This window comes from Enterobacter sp. YSU (assembly GCF_016082135.1).
In the GTDB taxonomy this organism is placed as follows: domain Bacteria; phylum Pseudomonadota; class Gammaproteobacteria; order Enterobacterales; family Enterobacteriaceae; genus Enterobacter; species Enterobacter hormaechei_C.
Genome location: NZ_CP059487.1, coordinates 1,483,771 through 1,500,512 on the forward strand (window position 1 = coordinate 1,483,771; position 16,742 = coordinate 1,500,512).

The 16,742-nt window shown below is 54.5% G+C and carries 13 protein-coding genes and 1 tRNA gene; 10 read left to right on the forward strand and 4 right to left on the reverse strand.

Annotated features, from left to right (window positions below; translation table 11 throughout):
• Nucleotides 1–6 precede the first annotated feature (6 nt).
• From spoT to recG, 3 genes are read left to right on the forward strand one after another with little or no spacing between them, the layout of a single operon-like run.
• Nucleotides 7–2,121, forward strand: a complete 2,115-nt coding sequence (gene spoT, locus H2Z33_RS07205; RefSeq protein ID WP_003860921.1) for a bifunctional GTP diphosphokinase/guanosine-3',5'-bis pyrophosphate 3'-pyrophosphohydrolase — start codon at nucleotides 7–9, stop codon at nucleotides 2,119–2,121.
• A 4-nt stretch (nucleotides 2,122–2,125) separates the two neighbouring features.
• A complete protein-coding gene (gene trmH / locus H2Z33_RS07210; protein WP_003860922.1) occupies nucleotides 2,126–2,815 on the forward strand; it encodes a tRNA (guanosine(18)-2'-O)-methyltransferase TrmH in 690 nt (229 codons plus the stop codon).
• A 3-nt stretch (nucleotides 2,816–2,818) separates the two neighbouring features.
• Nucleotides 2,819–4,900 carry an ATP-dependent DNA helicase RecG gene (gene recG, locus H2Z33_RS07215; RefSeq protein ID WP_033486998.1) on the forward strand — a complete coding sequence of 694 codons (2,082 nt, stop codon included), beginning with the start codon at nucleotides 2,819–2,821 and terminating at the stop codon, nucleotides 4,898–4,900.
• 3 nt (nucleotides 4,901–4,903) lie between these two features.
• On the opposite strand, the gene gltS is transcribed toward recG, so the two are convergent.
• Nucleotides 4,904–6,106, reverse strand: coding sequence for a sodium/glutamate symporter (gene gltS / locus H2Z33_RS07220; RefSeq protein WP_006812438.1), 1,203 nt, complete (start codon nucleotides 6,104–6,106; stop codon nucleotides 4,904–4,906).
• 225 nt (nucleotides 6,107–6,331) lie between these two features.
• Between gltS and xanP the strand changes: the two genes are divergently transcribed.
• The gene (gene xanP / locus H2Z33_RS07225; protein ID WP_015570053.1) at nucleotides 6,332–7,723 is read left to right on the forward strand and encodes a xanthine/proton symporter XanP; all 1,392 of its coding nucleotides are present in this window, start codon (nucleotides 6,332–6,334) and stop codon (nucleotides 7,721–7,723) included.
• Between the two features lie 118 nt (nucleotides 7,724–7,841).
• On the forward strand, nucleotides 7,842–9,536 hold the full coding sequence (locus H2Z33_RS07230) for an AsmA family protein (RefSeq protein ID WP_063135322.1): 1,695 nt from the start codon (nucleotides 7,842–7,844) through the stop codon (nucleotides 9,534–9,536).
• A gap of 128 nt (nucleotides 9,537–9,664) precedes the next feature.
• On the opposite strand, the gene yicI is transcribed toward H2Z33_RS07230, so the two are convergent.
• Nucleotides 9,665–11,983 carry an alpha-xylosidase gene (gene yicI / locus H2Z33_RS07235; protein ID WP_032104029.1) on the reverse strand — a complete coding sequence of 773 codons (2,319 nt, stop codon included), beginning with the start codon at nucleotides 11,981–11,983 and terminating at the stop codon, nucleotides 9,665–9,667.
• Between the two features lie 12 nt (nucleotides 11,984–11,995).
• On the reverse strand, nucleotides 11,996–13,387 hold the full coding sequence (locus H2Z33_RS07240) for a glycoside-pentoside-hexuronide family transporter (RefSeq protein WP_023295696.1): 1,392 nt from the start codon (nucleotides 13,385–13,387) through the stop codon (nucleotides 11,996–11,998).
• Nucleotides 13,388–13,674: 287 nt separating this feature from the next.
• On the opposite strand from H2Z33_RS07240, the gene H2Z33_RS07245 reads away from it, so the two are divergent.
• From H2Z33_RS07245 to H2Z33_RS07260, 4 genes are all read left to right on the forward strand, one after another.
• Nucleotides 13,675–13,769, forward strand: a tRNA-Sec gene (locus tag H2Z33_RS07245).
• 79 nt (nucleotides 13,770–13,848) lie between these two features.
• Nucleotides 13,849–14,634: a hypothetical protein gene (locus H2Z33_RS07250; RefSeq protein ID WP_047062546.1), complete on the forward strand. Its 786-nt coding sequence runs from the start codon at nucleotides 13,849–13,851 to the stop codon at nucleotides 14,632–14,634.
• A complete protein-coding gene (locus tag H2Z33_RS07255; protein WP_047062545.1) occupies nucleotides 14,634–15,710 on the forward strand; it encodes a hypothetical protein in 1,077 nt (358 codons plus the stop codon). Before H2Z33_RS07250 ends, H2Z33_RS07255 begins: the two co-directional genes overlap by 1 nt.
• A complete protein-coding gene (locus H2Z33_RS07260) occupies nucleotides 15,688–16,056 on the forward strand; it encodes an ASCH domain-containing protein (protein WP_047062544.1) in 369 nt (122 codons plus the stop codon). The genes H2Z33_RS07255 and H2Z33_RS07260 overlap by 23 nt, the downstream gene beginning before the upstream one ends.
• Before the next feature lies 1 nt (nucleotide 16,057).
• On the opposite strand, the gene H2Z33_RS07265 is transcribed toward H2Z33_RS07260, so the two are convergent.
• Nucleotides 16,058–16,249, reverse strand: a complete 192-nt coding sequence (locus tag H2Z33_RS07265) for a toxin-antitoxin system HicB family antitoxin (protein WP_047062543.1) — start codon at nucleotides 16,247–16,249, stop codon at nucleotides 16,058–16,060.
• 136 nt (nucleotides 16,250–16,385) lie between these two features.
• Between H2Z33_RS07265 and H2Z33_RS07270 the strand changes: the two genes are divergently transcribed.
• On the forward strand, nucleotides 16,386–16,727 hold the full coding sequence (locus H2Z33_RS07270; RefSeq protein WP_006812446.1) for a SymE family type I addiction module toxin: 342 nt from the start codon (nucleotides 16,386–16,388) through the stop codon (nucleotides 16,725–16,727).
• The last annotated feature ends 15 nt before the right edge of the window (nucleotides 16,728–16,742 follow it).

Genomic DNA, 16,742 nt, shown 5'->3' on the forward strand with positions numbered 1-16,742 from the left:
TCGCCCTTGTATCTGTTTGAAAGCCTGAATCAACTGATTCAAACCTACCTGCCTGAAGACCAGATTAAGCGTCTTCAGCAGGCGTATCTCGTTGCACGTGACGCTCACGAGGGCCAGACACGTTCAAGCGGTGAACCCTATATCACGCACCCGGTAGCGGTGGCCTGTATTCTGGCCGAGATGAAACTCGACTACGAAACGCTGATGGCCGCCCTGCTGCATGACGTGATTGAAGATACCCCTGCCACCTACCAGGACATGGAACAGCTGTTTGGCAAAAGCGTTGCCGAGCTGGTGGAAGGGGTCTCTAAGCTTGATAAGCTGAAATTCCGCGACAAGAAAGAGGCGCAGGCCGAAAACTTCCGCAAGATGATCATGGCGATGGTGCAGGATATCCGCGTCATTCTCATCAAACTGGCTGACCGTACCCACAATATGCGCACGCTGGGCTCACTTCGCCCGGATAAACGTCGCCGCATCGCCCGTGAAACCCTCGAAATTTACAGTCCGCTGGCGCACCGTTTAGGTATTCATCACATTAAAACCGAGCTGGAAGAGCTGGGTTTTGAGGCGTTGTACCCGAACCGCTATCGCGTGATTAAAGAGGTGGTGAAAGCCGCTCGCGGTAACCGTAAAGAGATGATTCAAAAGATCCTCTCTGAAATCGAAGGGCGTTTGCAGGAAGCGGGCATTCCGTGCCGCGTGAGCGGTCGCGAAAAGCATTTGTACTCTATCTACTGCAAAATGGTGCTCAAAGAGCAGCGTTTTCACTCGATCATGGATATCTACGCGTTCCGCGTCATCGTCCACGATTCAGACACCTGTTATCGCGTGCTGGGGCAGATGCACAGCCTGTACAAGCCGCGTCCGGGGCGCGTCAAAGATTACATCGCCATTCCAAAAGCGAACGGATACCAGTCTTTGCACACCTCCATGATTGGCCCGCACGGTGTCCCTGTTGAGGTGCAGATTCGTACCGAAGATATGGATCAGATGGCGGAGATGGGTGTCGCGGCGCACTGGGCTTATAAAGAGCACGGCGGCGAAAGCAGTACCACCGCGCAAATCCGCGCCCAGCGCTGGATGCAGAGCCTGCTGGAGCTGCAACAGAGCGCAGGTAGCTCGTTTGAATTTATCGAGAGCGTTAAATCCGATCTCTTCCCGGATGAGATTTACGTTTTCACGCCGGAAGGGCGCATTGTCGAACTGCCTGCGGGCGCGACACCTGTCGACTTCGCTTACGCCGTGCATACCGATATCGGCCATGCCTGCGTAGGTGCCCGCGTTGACAGGCAGCCTTATCCGCTGTCGCAGCCGCTTTTCAGCGGACAGACGGTGGAGATCATTACCGCGCCGGGGGCACGTCCTAACGCCGCCTGGCTGAACTTTGTCGTGAGCTCAAAAGCGCGCGCAAAAATCCGCCAGCTGCTGAAAAACCTCAAGCGCGACGACTCCGTTAGCCTGGGGCGTCGTCTGCTCAATCACGCGCTGGGTGGCAGCCGCAAACTGGCAGAGATCCCACCAGAAAACATTCAGCATGAGCTGGAGCGTATGAAGCTCGCCTCGCTGGATGACCTGCTGGCAGAGATTGGTCTCGGCAACGCCATGAGCGTGGTCGTGGCGAAGAATCTGCAACAAGGCGAAACGACAGCCGTTCCTGCCACCACGCAAAATCATGGTCACCTGCCGATCAAAGGCGCTGACGGGGTGCTCATCACCTTCGCCAAATGCTGCCGTCCTATCCCGGGCGACCCGATTATTGCGCACGTCAGCCCAGGTAAAGGGCTGGTGATCCACCATGAATCCTGCCGTAACATCCGTGGCTATCAGAAAGAGCCAGAGAAGTTCATGGCGGTCGAGTGGGATAAAGAGACGGCGCAGGAATTTATCACTGAAATCAAGGTGGATATGTTCAACCACCAGGGTGCCCTGGCGAACCTGACGGCAGCGATCAACACCGCCTCATCCAACATTCAAAGCCTGAATACGGAAGAAAAAGATGGCCGCGTTTATAGCGCCTTTATTCGCCTGACCGCCCGTGACCGCGTGCATCTGGCCAATATTATGCGCAAGATCCGCGTGATGCCGGACGTCATTAAAGTCACCCGTAACCGAAACTAGCATTATGAATTCAAAACGTTACGAGCGAATCTGCGAAATGCTCGCCAGGCGTCAGCCTGATCTGACGGTCTGCATGGAGCAGGTCCATAAACCTCATAACGTCTCTGCTATCGTCCGCACCGCAGATGCCGTCGGCGTGCATGAAGTCCACGCCGTCTGGCCTGGCGCACGTATGCGTACCATGGCCTCCACCGCCGCAGGCAGCAACAGCTGGGTATCCGTGAAAACTCACCAGACTATTGGTGAAGCGGTCTCGCACCTGAAAGGGCGTGGCATGCAGGTTCTGGCAACCAACCTCTCTGCTAAAGCCGTGGATTTCCGTGAGATCGACTACACCCGTCCGACCTGCATTTTAATGGGCCAGGAGAAAACGGGGATCACGCAGGAAGCACTGGATTTGGCCGATCGGGACATCATCATTCCAATGATCGGCATGGTCCAGTCACTCAACGTGTCGGTCGCCTCAGCGCTGATCCTGTATGAAGCGCAGCGCCAGCGTCAGAATGCCGGAATGTACGAGCGCAGCAACAGCATGCTGCCTGAAGAGGAGCAGCAGCGCCTGCTGTTTGAAGGTGGCTATCCGGTGCTGGCTCGCGTTGCGAAGCAGAAGAAATTGCCTTACCCCCACGTCAACGCGCAGGGCGAAATTGAAGCCGATGCCGAGTGGTGGTCCACCATGCAGTACGCGGGGTAAATCATGAAAGGCCGCCTGCTGGACGCCATACCGCTCAACAGCCTGACGGGCGTGGGCGCGGCACAAAGCAGTAAACTGGCGAAGATAGGCCTGCACACCGTGCAGGATCTCCTGCTCCACCTCCCCCTGCGCTACGAAGACCGTACTCAGCTTTATAAGATTGGCGATCTGCTGCCCGCTATTTACGCCACCGTTGAAGGGGAAGTGCTGAACTGCAACATCACCTTTGGCGGACGCAGGATGATGACCTGCCAGATCAGCGACGGCACCGGCATTCTCACCATGCGCTTTTTCAACTTCAATGCGGCAATGAAAAACAGCCTTGCCACTGGACGACGCGTACTTGCGTACGGTGAAGCCAAACGGGGCAAATACGGCGCGGAGATGATCCACCCGGAATACCGCGTGCAGGGCGATCTCAGCTCACCTGAGCTACAGGAGACGCTCACGCCGGTCTATCCAACCACTGAAGGCATTAAGCAGGCTACGCTGCGCAAGCTCACCGACCAGGCGCTGGAGCTGCTTGATACCTGCGCCATTAACGAGCTGCTGCCGCCGGAGCTGGCGCAGGGCATGATGAGCCTGCCGGAGGCGTTGCGCACCCTGCACCGTCCACCGCCAACGCTTCAGCTTGTTGATTTAGAGAGCGGGAAACACCCCGCCCAACGGCGTCTTATCCTTGAGGAATTACTGGCTCACAACCTGAGCATGCTGGCCCTGCGCGCAGGTGCGCAGCGTTTCCACGCGCAGCCATTAAGCCAGCGTGATGAGCTCAAAGATAAGCTGCTGGCCTCACTGCCGTTTAAACCCACCGGCGCCCAGGCGCGGGTGACTGCCGAGATCGAACGCGATATGGCGCTGGATGTGCCAATGATGCGCCTGGTGCAGGGCGACGTGGGTTCCGGTAAAACGCTGGTCGCCGCGCTGGCCGCTTTGCGCGCCATCGCCCACGGTAAGCAGGTGGCGCTGATGGCGCCGACGGAACTGCTGGCCGAGCAGCACGCCAACAATTTCCGGAACTGGTTTGCCCCGCTGGGAATTGAAGTGGGCTGGCTGGCCGGGAAGCAGAAGGGCAAAGCGCGCCTTGCGCAGCAGGAAGCCATTGCCAGCGGGCAGGTGCAGATGATTGTCGGCACGCACGCCATTTTCCAGGAACAGGTGCAGTTTAACGGCCTGGCGCTGGTGATTATCGACGAACAGCACCGCTTTGGTGTTCATCAGCGTCTGGCGCTGTGGGAGAAAGGTCTGCAACAGGGCTTCCACCCACATCAGCTGATCATGACCGCCACGCCGATTCCGCGCACCCTGGCGATGACGGCCTATGCCGATCTGGATACCTCCACCATCGACGAACTCCCCCCGGGCCGTACGCCGGTGACGACGGTCGCCATTCCGGACACGCGCCGCAACGACATCATTGACCGCGTGCGCAACGCCTGCACCCACGAAGGACGTCAGGCTTACTGGGTCTGTACCCTGATTGAAGAGTCTGAGCTGCTGGAAGCGCAGGCTGCCGAAGCCACGTGGGAAGAGTTAAAGCTCGCCCTGCCGGAGCTGAACGTCGGTCTGGTTCACGGGCGCATGAAGCCTGCCGAGAAGCAGGCGGTGATGCAGTCGTTCAAACAGGGCGAGCTGCATTTGCTGATCGCGACCACGGTCATCGAAGTGGGCGTGGACGTGCCGAACTCCAGCCTGATGATTATTGAGAACCCGGAGCGCCTGGGCCTGGCGCAGCTCCACCAGCTACGAGGCCGCGTGGGCCGTGGTGCGATCGCCTCTCACTGCGTGCTGCTCTACAAAGCCCCTCTGTCGAAAACCGCGCAGATGCGTTTGCAGGTATTACGCGACAGCAATGACGGCTTCGTCATTGCGCAAAAAGATCTGGAGATCCGCGGCCCGGGCGAATTGCTGGGCACGCGCCAGACGGGTAACGCCGAGTTTAAAGTGGCGGATTTATTGCGCGATCAGGCCATGATCCCCGAAGTACAACGCCTTGCGCGTCATATTCATGAACGCTACCCCGAACAGGCGGCAGCGTTAATTGAACGCTGGATGCCGGAAACCGAGCGGTATTCCAACGCCTGACGGTCAGCCAAACATCGGCAGCATCAGGTAGAGCTTAATGACCAGCGCGTTGACGATATCAATGAAGAATGCGCCCACCATCGGCACCACCAGAAACGCCATGTGCGACGGGCCGAACCGTTCGGTGATCGCCTGCATATTAGCGATGGCCGTTGGCGTCGCTCCCAGACCAAATCCACAGTGACCCGCAGCCAGTACCGCCGCATCATAGTTTTTGCCCATCATGCGCCAGGTAACAAAGATGGCATACAGCGCCATGAACACGGCCTGCACCGCCAGGATCGCCACCATCGGCAGCGCCAGCGAGGCCAGTTCCCACAGCTTGAGGCTCATCAGCGCCATCGCCAGGAACAGCGACAGGCTGACGTTCCCCAGCACGGACACTGCGCGCTCAAAGACGCGGTAGAAGCCCATCTGCGCCAGACCGTTGCTCAGGATCACCCCGATAAACAGCACGCAGACAAAGGTTGGCAGTTCGAAAGCCGTTCCCGCCAGCCATTGCGCAACGATTTTGCCCACGGTAAGGCAGATGGCAATCATGGCGATGGTTTCAATCATCACCAGCGAGGTGATGCTGCGGCCAACGTCCGGTTTTTCAAATGCCGTCGGCACCATTTCATCGTCTGGCCTGCCTTCCGGCGTGGTGGAGTGTTTCACCAGATAGCGCGCCACCGGGCCGCCAATCAGCCCGCCAAGCACCAGGCCAAAGGTCGCGCAGGCCATTGCCACTTCCGTTGCGTTTTCAAAGCCATAGCGTTCGATGAACAGCTTGCTCCACGCCGCGCCCGTTCCGTGGCCACCTGACAGGGTAATCGACCCCGCCAGCAGACCCATCAGCGGATCCAGCCCCAGCAATGACGCCATACCGATGCCGATGGCGTTTTGCATCAGCAGCAGGCCCACCACAACAATCAGAAACACGCCCAGCACCTTGCCGCCCGAACGCAGGCTTGCGAGGTTAGCGTTCAGGCCGATAGTGGCAAAGAAGGCCAGCATCAACGGATCTTTCAGGGACATATCAAAATCGATTTCCCAGCCCATGCTTTTTTTCAGCACCAGCAGGGCCAGCGCCACCAGCAATCCACCGGCGACAGGTTCAGGAATGGTGTACTTTTTCAGAAAGGAAACACTGTGTACCAGCTTGCGACCAAGCAGAAGAACCAGCGTTGCGGCAACAAGGGTCGACAACGTATCGAGATGAATCATAAAAGGCTCCTGTTATGCGCGTGTTCCATACACACGCGGCGTTATCCTGGGCCGGGTGATGCTCGTCATGAGCCGCCGGCGCGAAAAGTGTAATTTTTTTTTCCTGTTCGTTGTAGAAAACCTGCTCACACCGGCAGATTTTCTCTCTTTTTTTTGCTGGCAATCGTTTGCTTTTACCAGGTGGTCAGCTAAAATGCCCGCTTTTCCACCGTGGGATTGCCGCCGATGTCTGTTAACACTCTGGAGTCTGCTGATGCGCAACCGATTGCGCAGAAGCAAAACAGCGAACTGATTTACCGCCTTGAAGATCGTCCCCCGCTGCCTCAAACCCTGTTTGCCGCCTGCCAGCACCTGCTGGCGATGTTCGTTGCGGTCATCACGCCGGCTCTGCTGATTTGCCAGGCGCTGGGGTTACCGGCGCAGGATACGCAACACATCATCAGTATGTCTCTGTTCGCTTCCGGCGTGGCCTCCATCATTCAAATTAAAGCCTGGGGTCCGGTGGGCTCGGGTTTGCTGTCGATTCAGGGCACCAGCTTTAACTTTGTGGCGCCGCTGATCATGGGCGGTACGGCACTGAAAACCGGCGGCGCAGATGTCCCGACGATGATGGCGGCGCTTTTCGGCACCCTGATGCTGGCAAGCTGCACAGAGATGATCATTTCCCGCGTTCTGCACCTGGCGCGCCGGGTGATCACCCCGCTGGTCTCCGGCGTGGTGGTGATGATTATCGGCCTGTCACTGATCCAGGTGGGTCTGACCTCCATCGGGGGCGGCTACGCGGCAATGAGCGACCATACCTTCGGCGCGCCGAAAAACCTGCTGCTGGCAGGCGTCGTGCTGGCGATCATTATTCTGCTTAACCGCCAGCGTAACCCGTACCTGCGCGTGGCATCGCTGGTGATCGCCATGGCGGCCGGTTACCTGCTGGCGTGGGCGCTGGGCATGCTGCCGGAAAACACCACCCCAACCAACAGCGCGTTGATTACCGTGCCAACGCCGCTCTACTACGGCCTGGGCATTGACTGGAGTCTGCTCCTGCCGCTGATGCTGGTCTTTATGATCACTTCGCTGGAAACCATTGGCGATATCACCGCCACCTCCGACGTGTCCGAGCAGCCGGTCTCCGGCCCACTGTACATGAAACGTCTGAAAGGCGGCGTGCTGGCGAACGGACTGAACTCGTTTGTCTCGGCGGTGTTCAACACCTTCCCGAACTCCTGCTTTGGCCAGAACAACGGCGTGATCCAGCTGACCGGCGTGGCCAGCCGCTACGTGGGCTTCGTGGTAGCGCTGATGCTGGTGGTCCTCGGCCTGTTCCCGGCGGTGAGCGGGTTTGTGCAGCACATCCCTGAGCCGGTGCTGGGCGGCGCGACGCTGGTCATGTTCGGTACCATCGCGGCCTCTGGCGTGCGTATCGTCTCCCGCGAGCCGCTGAACCGCCGCGCAATCATGATTATTGCGCTGTCTCTCGCCGTAGGGCTTGGCGTCTCCCAGCAGCCGATGATTTTGCAGTTTGCCCCGGACTGGGTGAAAAACCTGCTCTCTTCCGGCATCGCCGCGGGCGGTATTACCGCTATTGTGCTGAATCTCATTTTCCCGCCTGAAAAGAACTGATCCCCACACGGCAGGCTGTCAATGCCTGCCGTGACATCTCTTTACACCATTCCCGCCTTGAGCATTGCGCATAAATCGTGCATAACACCCTTATGTGCGTTTCGCGGGAAGGAAGACCATGAAATTTATTGGAAAGCTGCTTATCTATCTTCTGGTAGCCCTGCTCATTGTAGTGCTCGCCTTTTATTTTCTGCTCCAGACCCGCTGGGGCGCATCGCAGGTCAGCAGCTGGATCACGGTGAATACCGATTACGAGCTCAACTTTGACCTGATGGATCACCGCTTTTCATCCCCTTCTCACATCCTTCTGGAAAACGTTACCTTCGGACGAGATGGCAAACCGGCCACGCTGGTCGCTAAAAAAGTGGATATTGGCTTAAGCAGCCGCCAGATCACCGACCCGCTGCATATGGATGCCATCACCCTGTTCGATGGCACGCTGAATTTATCGCCGCAGACGGCGCCGCTGCCGTTCCAGGCCGACCGTCTGCAACTGAATAACATGGCCTTTAACAGCCCGAATACGGAGTGGGATCTCAGTGCGCAAAAGGTGACCGGCGGCGTCAGCCCGTGGCAGCCCGAGGCGGGGAACGTACTCGGGAAAAATGCGCAAATCCAGATGAGCGCCGGGTCGCTCACGCTCAACGGCATACCGGCCAACAACGTGCTGATTCAGGGACAACTCAACGGCAAAGAGGTGGTGCTCAATACCATCGGTGCCGATATGTCGCGCGGCTCGCTGACGGGCTCGGCTCTGCGTAATGCCGACGGTGGCTGGGTTATCAACACCCTGCGTCTGAATGAGATCCGCCTGCAAAGCGACAAATCGCTGCTGGATTTCTTCGCCCCTCTCTCCACCCTGCCTTCGTTACAGATTGGGCGGCTGGAAGTGACCGATGCCCGTCTACAGGGGCCAGACTGGGCGGTAACCGACCTCGATCTCAGCCTGCGTAACCTCACCCTGAGTAAAGGGGACTGGCAAAGCCAGGAGGGACGGTTATCCATGAACGCCAGCGAATTTATTTACGGCTCGCTGCATCTGTTTGACCCTATCCTGAATGCGGAATTCTCCCCGCAGGGCATTGCGCTGCGTCAGTTCACCTCCCGCTGGGAAGGGGGCATGGTGCGTACCTCCGGCAACTGGCTGCGCGAGGGTCAGGCGCTGGTGCTGGACGACGTTGCCATTGCCGGGCTGGAATATACGCTTCCGGAAAACTGGAAAACGCTGTGGATGGACCCGCTCCCGGCATGGCTGAACAGCGTAACGCTGAAAAAATTCGGCCTGAGCCGCAACCTGGTGATCGACATCGATCCGGCGTTCCCGTGGCAGATCACCTCCCTCGACGGTTATGGCGCTAATCTGCGGCTGGCGCAGGATCACAAGTGGGGCGTGTGGGGCGGTAACGCAACCCTCAACGGGGCGGCAGCAACCTTTAACCGCGTCGACGTGCGTCGCCCGTCGCTGGCGCTGAATGCCAACGCCGCAACGGTAAATATTACCGATCTGAGCGCCTTTACCGAGAAAGGGATCCTGGAAGCGACCGCCACCGTGTCACAGCTGCCACAGCGACAAACCACCGTGAGCCTGAACGGGCGCGGTGTACCACTCAACGTTTTGCAGCAGTGGGGCTGGCCAGCGCTGCCGATTGCGGGCGACGGCAATATTCAGCTCACCGCCAGCGGAAGCGTGCAGGCCAATGCGCCGCTGAAGCCGACGGTGAATGGGAAGCTGAGCGCAGTGAATATGGATAAACGGCAGGTGCAACAGACGATGACCGGCGGGATGGTGTCTACGGTGGCTCCGGCACAGTAAAAAGCCGGGTGGCGGCTTCGCCTTACCCGGCCTACGAGGTTTTGGTTCCTTCTACCGTGGGTGAGGGCATCAGACCGCATAATTACCGTAGGCCCGGTAAGCGAAGCGCCACCGGGCATTTTTCCAGCTCAGAGGTGAACCACCACCTCATCCCCCTCGGCTTTCACCACCACACCCCATTCGCTGCCCGCATGTGAACCGCCTTTTACGCCGCCGACCTTCTGCACGTTGCGCAAGCACACCGACCAGTTTTGCGCATCTCCCGCGCCGGTAAAGGTCACGACGTCGCCCTGACGTGACGCCTTCAGCGCAAACACTACAGAACCGTCCGCCGCAGGCACTTCACTCACCGCCGTTGCGCCATCGCTCAGGTTAAAGAGCTGGAAGGCCGTCCCCTCGTGCCACGCATAGTCCGGCTTCTGGTTATTATTGCCGAGCGCCAGCAGTGTGTTGTCGCGCACATAGACCGGCAGGCTCTGGAAATCGTGCTGCTGCTTATGCCAGCGGCTACCCTCGATTTCATCGTTGTGCCACAGGTGCGTCCAGCGCCCTTCCGGCAGGTAGAACTGCACGTCGCCCGCCTCGGAGAACACCGGCGCCACCATCATTGAATCCCCCAACATGTACTGGCGGTCGAGGTAATCGCACGCCGGATCGTCCGGGAACTCCAGCATCATCGCCCGCAGCATCGGCGTGCCGAACTCGCGGGCCAGCGCCGCCTGACGATACAGGTACGGCATCAGCTGGCATTTCAGCTGCGTGAAGTGGCGCACCACATCGCAGGACTCGTCATCGTACGCCCACGGCACGCGGTAGGATTTGCTGCCGTGCAGGCGGCTGTGGCTGGAGAACAGCCCGAACGCGCACCAGCGTTTGTAGACGTGCGCCGGAGCGGTGTTTTCGAACCCGCCGATATCGTGGCTCCAGAACCCGAAGCCGGACAGGCCAATCGACAGCCCGCCGCGCAGGCTTTCGGCCATCGACTCATAGTTGGCGTAGCAGTCGCCACCCCAGTGTACCGGGAACTGTTGCGCACCCACGGAGGCAGAACGGGCAAACAGCACCGCCTCTTCTTCTCCCACCGTCTCTTTCAGCACGTTCCACACCAGTTCGTTGTAGATGTAGGCGTAATGGTTATGCATCTTCTGCGGATCGGAACCGTCAAACCACTGGACCTCCGTCGGGATACGCTCGCCGAAGTCGGTCTTGAAGCAGTCGACGCCGATCTCCACCAGGCCTTTCAGTTTGTCCGCATACCACCTGCACGCGTCCGGGTTGGTGAAGTCGTAGATCGCCAGCCCCGGCTGCCATTTGTCCCACTGCCACAGGGAGCCGTCCGGGCGCTTGAGCAGGTAGCCCTTCTCTTTCAACTCCCGGAAGATCGGCGATTTCTGGCCGATGTACGGGTTGATCCACACGCAGACCTTCAGCCCTTTCTCTTTCAGGCGGCGGATCATGCCTTCCGGATCGGGGAAGGTCACCGGGTCCCACTCGAAGTCGCACCACTGGAAGGCCTTCATCCAGAAGCAGTCGAAGTGGAACACGTGCAGCGGCAGGTCGCGCTCGGCCATGCCGTCGATAAAGCTGTTAACCGTCGCTTCGTCGTAGTTGGTGGTGAACGAGGTGGTCAGCCACAGGCCGAACGACCACGCAGGCGGCAGCGCCGGACTGCCGGTGAAGCGGGTATAGCGGTTCAGCACTTCTTTCGGCGTCGGGCCGTCGATCACGAAGTACTCCAGATACTCCCCTTCCACGCTGAACTGCACTTTGGAGACTTTTTCGGAGCCGACTTCAAACGAGACGTTCTCCGGGTGATTCACCAGCACGCCGTAGCCGCGGTTGGTCAGGTAGAACGGGATGTTTTTGTAGGACTGCTCGGTGCTGGTGCCCCCGTCGCGGTTCCAGGTTTCGACCGTCTGGCCGTTGCGCACCAGCGCGGTAAAGCGCTCGCCCAGGCCGTAGACCGTTTCCCCCACGCCCAGATCCAGACGTTCAAACACATAGTTGCGATCGGTATTGCTGTCCTGCACGTAGCCGTTGTTTTTCAGCTGGCTGCCGGTAATGCGCTGGCCGTTGCGCAGGAAATCCAGCGCCCAGAACTCGCCTTTGGCGACGCGCACGCTGACGCTGCCGCTTTTCAGCTCGGCAAATTCGGCGTTGTTTTCAATCTCAACTTTTACATCCTTCAGAACGTTCAGCGGATAGTGCGGGCCGTTGTTCAGCGCACCCTGGAAGTGCTCAATGCGCACCCCGACAATCCCTTCCTGCGGGGCAAACAGGCGCACCGTGAACATCAACGTGTCGAGCTGCCAGGTGCGTTCGCGCACGTCACGCGGCGCCACATACACCACCAGGTCATTGCCCTGCTGCTCCACGTCGAACACCTGCACCGGATAGGTCACATTCAGGCCCGGTTGAATAAGCCAGTTTCCATCACTGATTTTCATGCTTACGTCCTCTTAGTTCTGCAATTCTTTGCTGACCGGCAGGTTTTCAAACTCCTGCTGATTGCGGCGCGCGCCCTGCGCCAGCTCGCGCAGAATTTTGGTCAGGAAGGGGGTTTTCAGCGTGTAGTAGCGTTTGGCGATGATGGCGCTCAGCACGTAACAGATCGCCGGTGCCAGGGTAAACAGGCCGATGATGATGCTGATGGTCGCGCTGTTCTGGGTTTTGGCTGCCGCGTCGTAGCCGCCGCCTGCCAGCATCCAGCCTATCATCGCCCCGCCCAGCGCCAGGCCGAGTTTCAGCACGAACAGCGTGCCCGCAAAGCTGATGCCGGTCAGACGTTTGCCGTTGGTCCATTCGCCGTAGTCGACGGTATCGGACATCATTACCCACTGAATCGGCGTCACCAGCTGGTGCAGCACGCCGATAACGAAGATGAAGCCGAACATCAGGACGGTGGCATGCATCGGCACGAAGAACATCGCCACGCTGACCACCGCCAGCGCGGCGTTGGTCCACCAGAAGATGCTGACCTTGCACTTCCAGTCGGTGAGCGGTTTCGCCAGCGCGGAGCCGATCAGGTTGCCGACGCAGTAGGTGGTGAGGAACGCGACGAACACTTCCGGCGAACCCATGATCCAGGTGCAGTAGTACATCATCGCGCCCCCGCGCACGCAGACGGCGAGAATGTTGAGGATGGTGAGCACGCCGACGATGCGCCACTGGTCGTTTTGCCAGATATCACGCAGATCTTCACGCATGGAGGTGGTGCTCGGCGGCACCTGGATGCGCTCTTTGGTGGTGAAGAAGCAGAACGCCAGCATCAGGAACGCGACCACCGACAGCACGGCGATCCCGCCCTGGAAGCCGAAGGCTTTGTCATCCCTGCCAATCAGGTTCACCAGCGGCATCATCAGCACCGTAGAGAGCATACCGCCCGCCGTCGCCAGCACAAAGCGCCAGGACTGGAGGGAGATACGCTGCGTCGGGTCGTTGGTGATCACGCCGCCCAGCGCGCAGTACGGGATGTTGACCACGGTATAGAGCAGGGTCAGCAGGGTGTAGGTAACGGCGGCGTAAACCATTTTACCGTTGAGGCTGAGGTCCGGCGTGGTATACGCCAGCACGCAGACGATGCCGAACGGAATGGCGCCGAACAAAATCCACGGACGGAACTTACCCCAGCGGCTGCGGGTGCGGTCGGCAATCAGCCCCATGCACGGGTCGGAGATCGCATCCAGCGCGCGGGCCAGCAGGAACATGGTGCCGACAAACCCGGCGGGAATACCAAAAATATCGGTGTAGAAAAACATCATATAAAGCATGACGTTATCAAAAATGATGTGGCTGGCGGCGTCTCCCATGCCGTAGCCAATCTTCTCTTTTACTGACAGGACTTCGCTCATATTTTTATCCTTCACGCTGTAGGGGGCGCTGAGACCGGTTACCGTTTTTTAAACCATTGTTTCAGGAGCGGGTATTGCGTTTTCTGGTTAAGAGATTACGTTTCTTGTTTTTTGTGATCGGGATAAAAGTTGGTGAGCACGAAATGCTAACCTGAGGATTTTCTTAAGAATTAGCTGAAACAGGGGGGTTAAGGTCAAAAGAGAGGTGAAAAAAGTGGTGTGGGGTATGTGGTAAATGCCTGAAAGTAGCTATAATGCGCCCCGCCTCCATGTAGCAATGCAGGCGCGGAAGATCGTCATCTCCGGTGAGGTGGCTGGACTTCAAATCCAGTTGGGGGCGCCAGCGTTCCCGGGCAGGTTCGACTCCTGTGATCTTCCGCCAAAATTTATTCATAAGTATTAATAGATATAGCTAATTGCCTTAATCAATTCTGCTTTATCTTATCCCAAAGGAATGGTTTATGAATGAACTCCCAGATCATAATGAAATGTTACTTTCAGCCCAACGAAATTTATCCTTTCTCCTTAAAACTTTTTATTTACATTTTTCACAAGATTGGGAAATAACTAAAACACCAGCAATAGATGAAACTGATGAACAGCGAATACAAAGATTATTATTTGATAAGGAAATATTTTTACAAACTGGATTAGTCATATTATTTAATTCTGCCGAAATTTATTTAAAATCCATAATTGCTGAGAAAAGTGTTTTTTTGTTATTAAAAGACATCAAAGATTCATATAAAAAACACTCCTTCTTCGACTGTTTAACAATTGATGCCGCAGATTTAAATAATGTAGCCTCAAGTATTTCAGGAGTTACATTCCCTCAAAGATTCAATGATACTTATGTCGCCTTACGTAAAGAACGTAACAAAGTAATACATCTGGGCAAAAGTAATAGCAAAGCTGTAATAAAAGACTTCCTTTCCGCATTTTTAACTCTACAAGAAGAAATCAATAAAGTTAGCCTGCTCAAACTTTCGGAGGGTTTATTCAGTCACGATGGGCTCGAAATTGAAGGGATTCTAGCCTCTGCACAAGGCTACTCTAATAATATCATTGATATTTATAAAACTTTCTTTCCACTTGACGAAATCTTGAAAGAGATTTATAAACTCGATAGTAAACCTAAAATGTGGATACAATGTAGTTCCTGTCATAGTACCTCTTCCACATTAGCAGTAATATCAAAAGCTAAAGCTGTTTGTCTCGCATGTGGGTATAAAAAAGGAGTTATGTAATGGAGAATCTAAAATTAATACCTTTTTCCAAAGTTAATTTTTCAGATCCGTTTTTCGATAGTCTGAAATCAGACTATGCAATAGGATTTGTTGAATGGTTCCAAAAAAAATGCTTAACACCTGAAAAAGATAAAGCATATGTTCTCTTCGATGAGAATGACAATATAGATGGCTTCATGTATCTGAAATTAGAAGATGGAGTTATTGATGATACTTCTCCTAATATCCCCGCAGGACATCATTTAAAAATCGGAACGTTTAAATTTAATACAAAAGGTACTTTACGCGGCCAGCGTTTTTTGAAGAAAATATTCGACCATGCATTAAAAGAAAAAGTAAATGATATTTATGTCACTATCTTCGATAAACATGATTACCTTATTAAATTATTCCTGAAGTACGGATTTGTAAAGTATGGGCTCAAACATTCCGAAAATGGAACAGAAAATGTTTTACTTCGGGAGATGAGTGCAGATCATCTAACAGGAGATTTACTTTCTGATTATCCTTATATAAATAACAGAAATAATGAAAACAAATATCTATTATCTATATACCCCACTTTTCATACACGTCTTTTCCCAGACTCAAAACTCGTAAATGAGGCACCAGATGTCATTGCAGATGTTTCTTATGCCAATAGTATTAGAAAAATATATATCTGTGCAATGAGTGATGTAGCAAAAATGAAGCCTCATGACATTATTATTATTTATCGCACATCTGATAATCAGGGCCCTGCGTATTACCGTTCGGTTGTCACTTCTTTATGTGTTGTCGAAAGTGTAAAAACAATCAGCTCATTTTTAAATGAAAAAGAATTTCTCAGTCATTGTTTAAAATATAGCGTATTTACTGAATCAGAATTGAAATCATTCTTTAAAACTAAAAAATACCCTTATATCATAACTTTCACTTATAATTTAGCTCTGCCAAAACGAGTAAATCGTGCTAAACTTATCGAAGAGGTAGGCCTGAATCCTAAGGACTACTGGGGTGTGATGAAGTTAACAGATAGACAATTCGAAATGATAGTTGAGTTAGGCGGAACAGATGAAAGTATTATTGTCAATTAAGCCAGAATTTGTGGAAAAAATTCTTGATGGGACAAAAAAGTTTGAGTTCCGTAAAGGTATTTTCAAAAACGACGATGTTAAATCTGTTGTAATATACGCAACTATGCCTGTTGGTATGATTATTGGTGAATTTGACATTAAAAACATTATCGAAGATGAACCATTAAAGTTATGGAACAAAACTAGACACCAAGCGGGCATAAGTAAAAGTTTTTTTGATTCATATTTTGATAACAGAAAGAAAGCTTTTGCTATTGAAATTGGTGACATTCGCGTATATGAAGCACCTATAAAATTGAGTTCTATGGGCATCAGTGCTCCTCAGTCCTATCGATACCTAAATTAATCTAATTTTTTGGCTCAATACCGATTTTTTTTAATTCTTTTCGTCCTAAGGTCTTGAGCCAATTACCCAAACTCATCCCTTCAGCCTTCGCCGCAGCCTCAAACTGCGCCTTCAACTCCGGCGTAATACGAATCTGAAAAGTTGGTGCTTTTCCGGATTTTGACTGATTAGGGTCGCGTTTAGCTGTTGACATGTACGTACCTACAAGAGCAAGATATCTTTAATGAGGTACGTACCTTAACATACGAAAACCTCAAATTGAAACGCCCTCGCCAGGTACTCGCAATACCGGACGAGAGCTAACCTCACCAACTATCAAGGAGTTGATTATGGCTGATTCGCATTCTACCCCAGACACTGACCAATCCGGAACCGAGCGTTCATTAATTGTGGGATACCGCCCGAATGTTTACGACAAATCTACACCAAAAATCATCCTTTCCGGCAAATGGCTGCGCGCGGCGGGTTTTGATACCGGACAGCAGGTTACGGTAAAGGTTATGAAAGGGTGCATCGTTCTGGTGGCGTATAACGAGCAGGAGCAGCGTTTGCAAGATGATTATAAACGGACGAAAGCAAAGCTTATTGAGATAGAGGACGCGCTTGCAGCGATCCAAATTCCGCATGCTGGAAAGCGACTCGCAAAATCAAATACAAACCACCTGGCTTAGCGGCTGTTTCTGGCA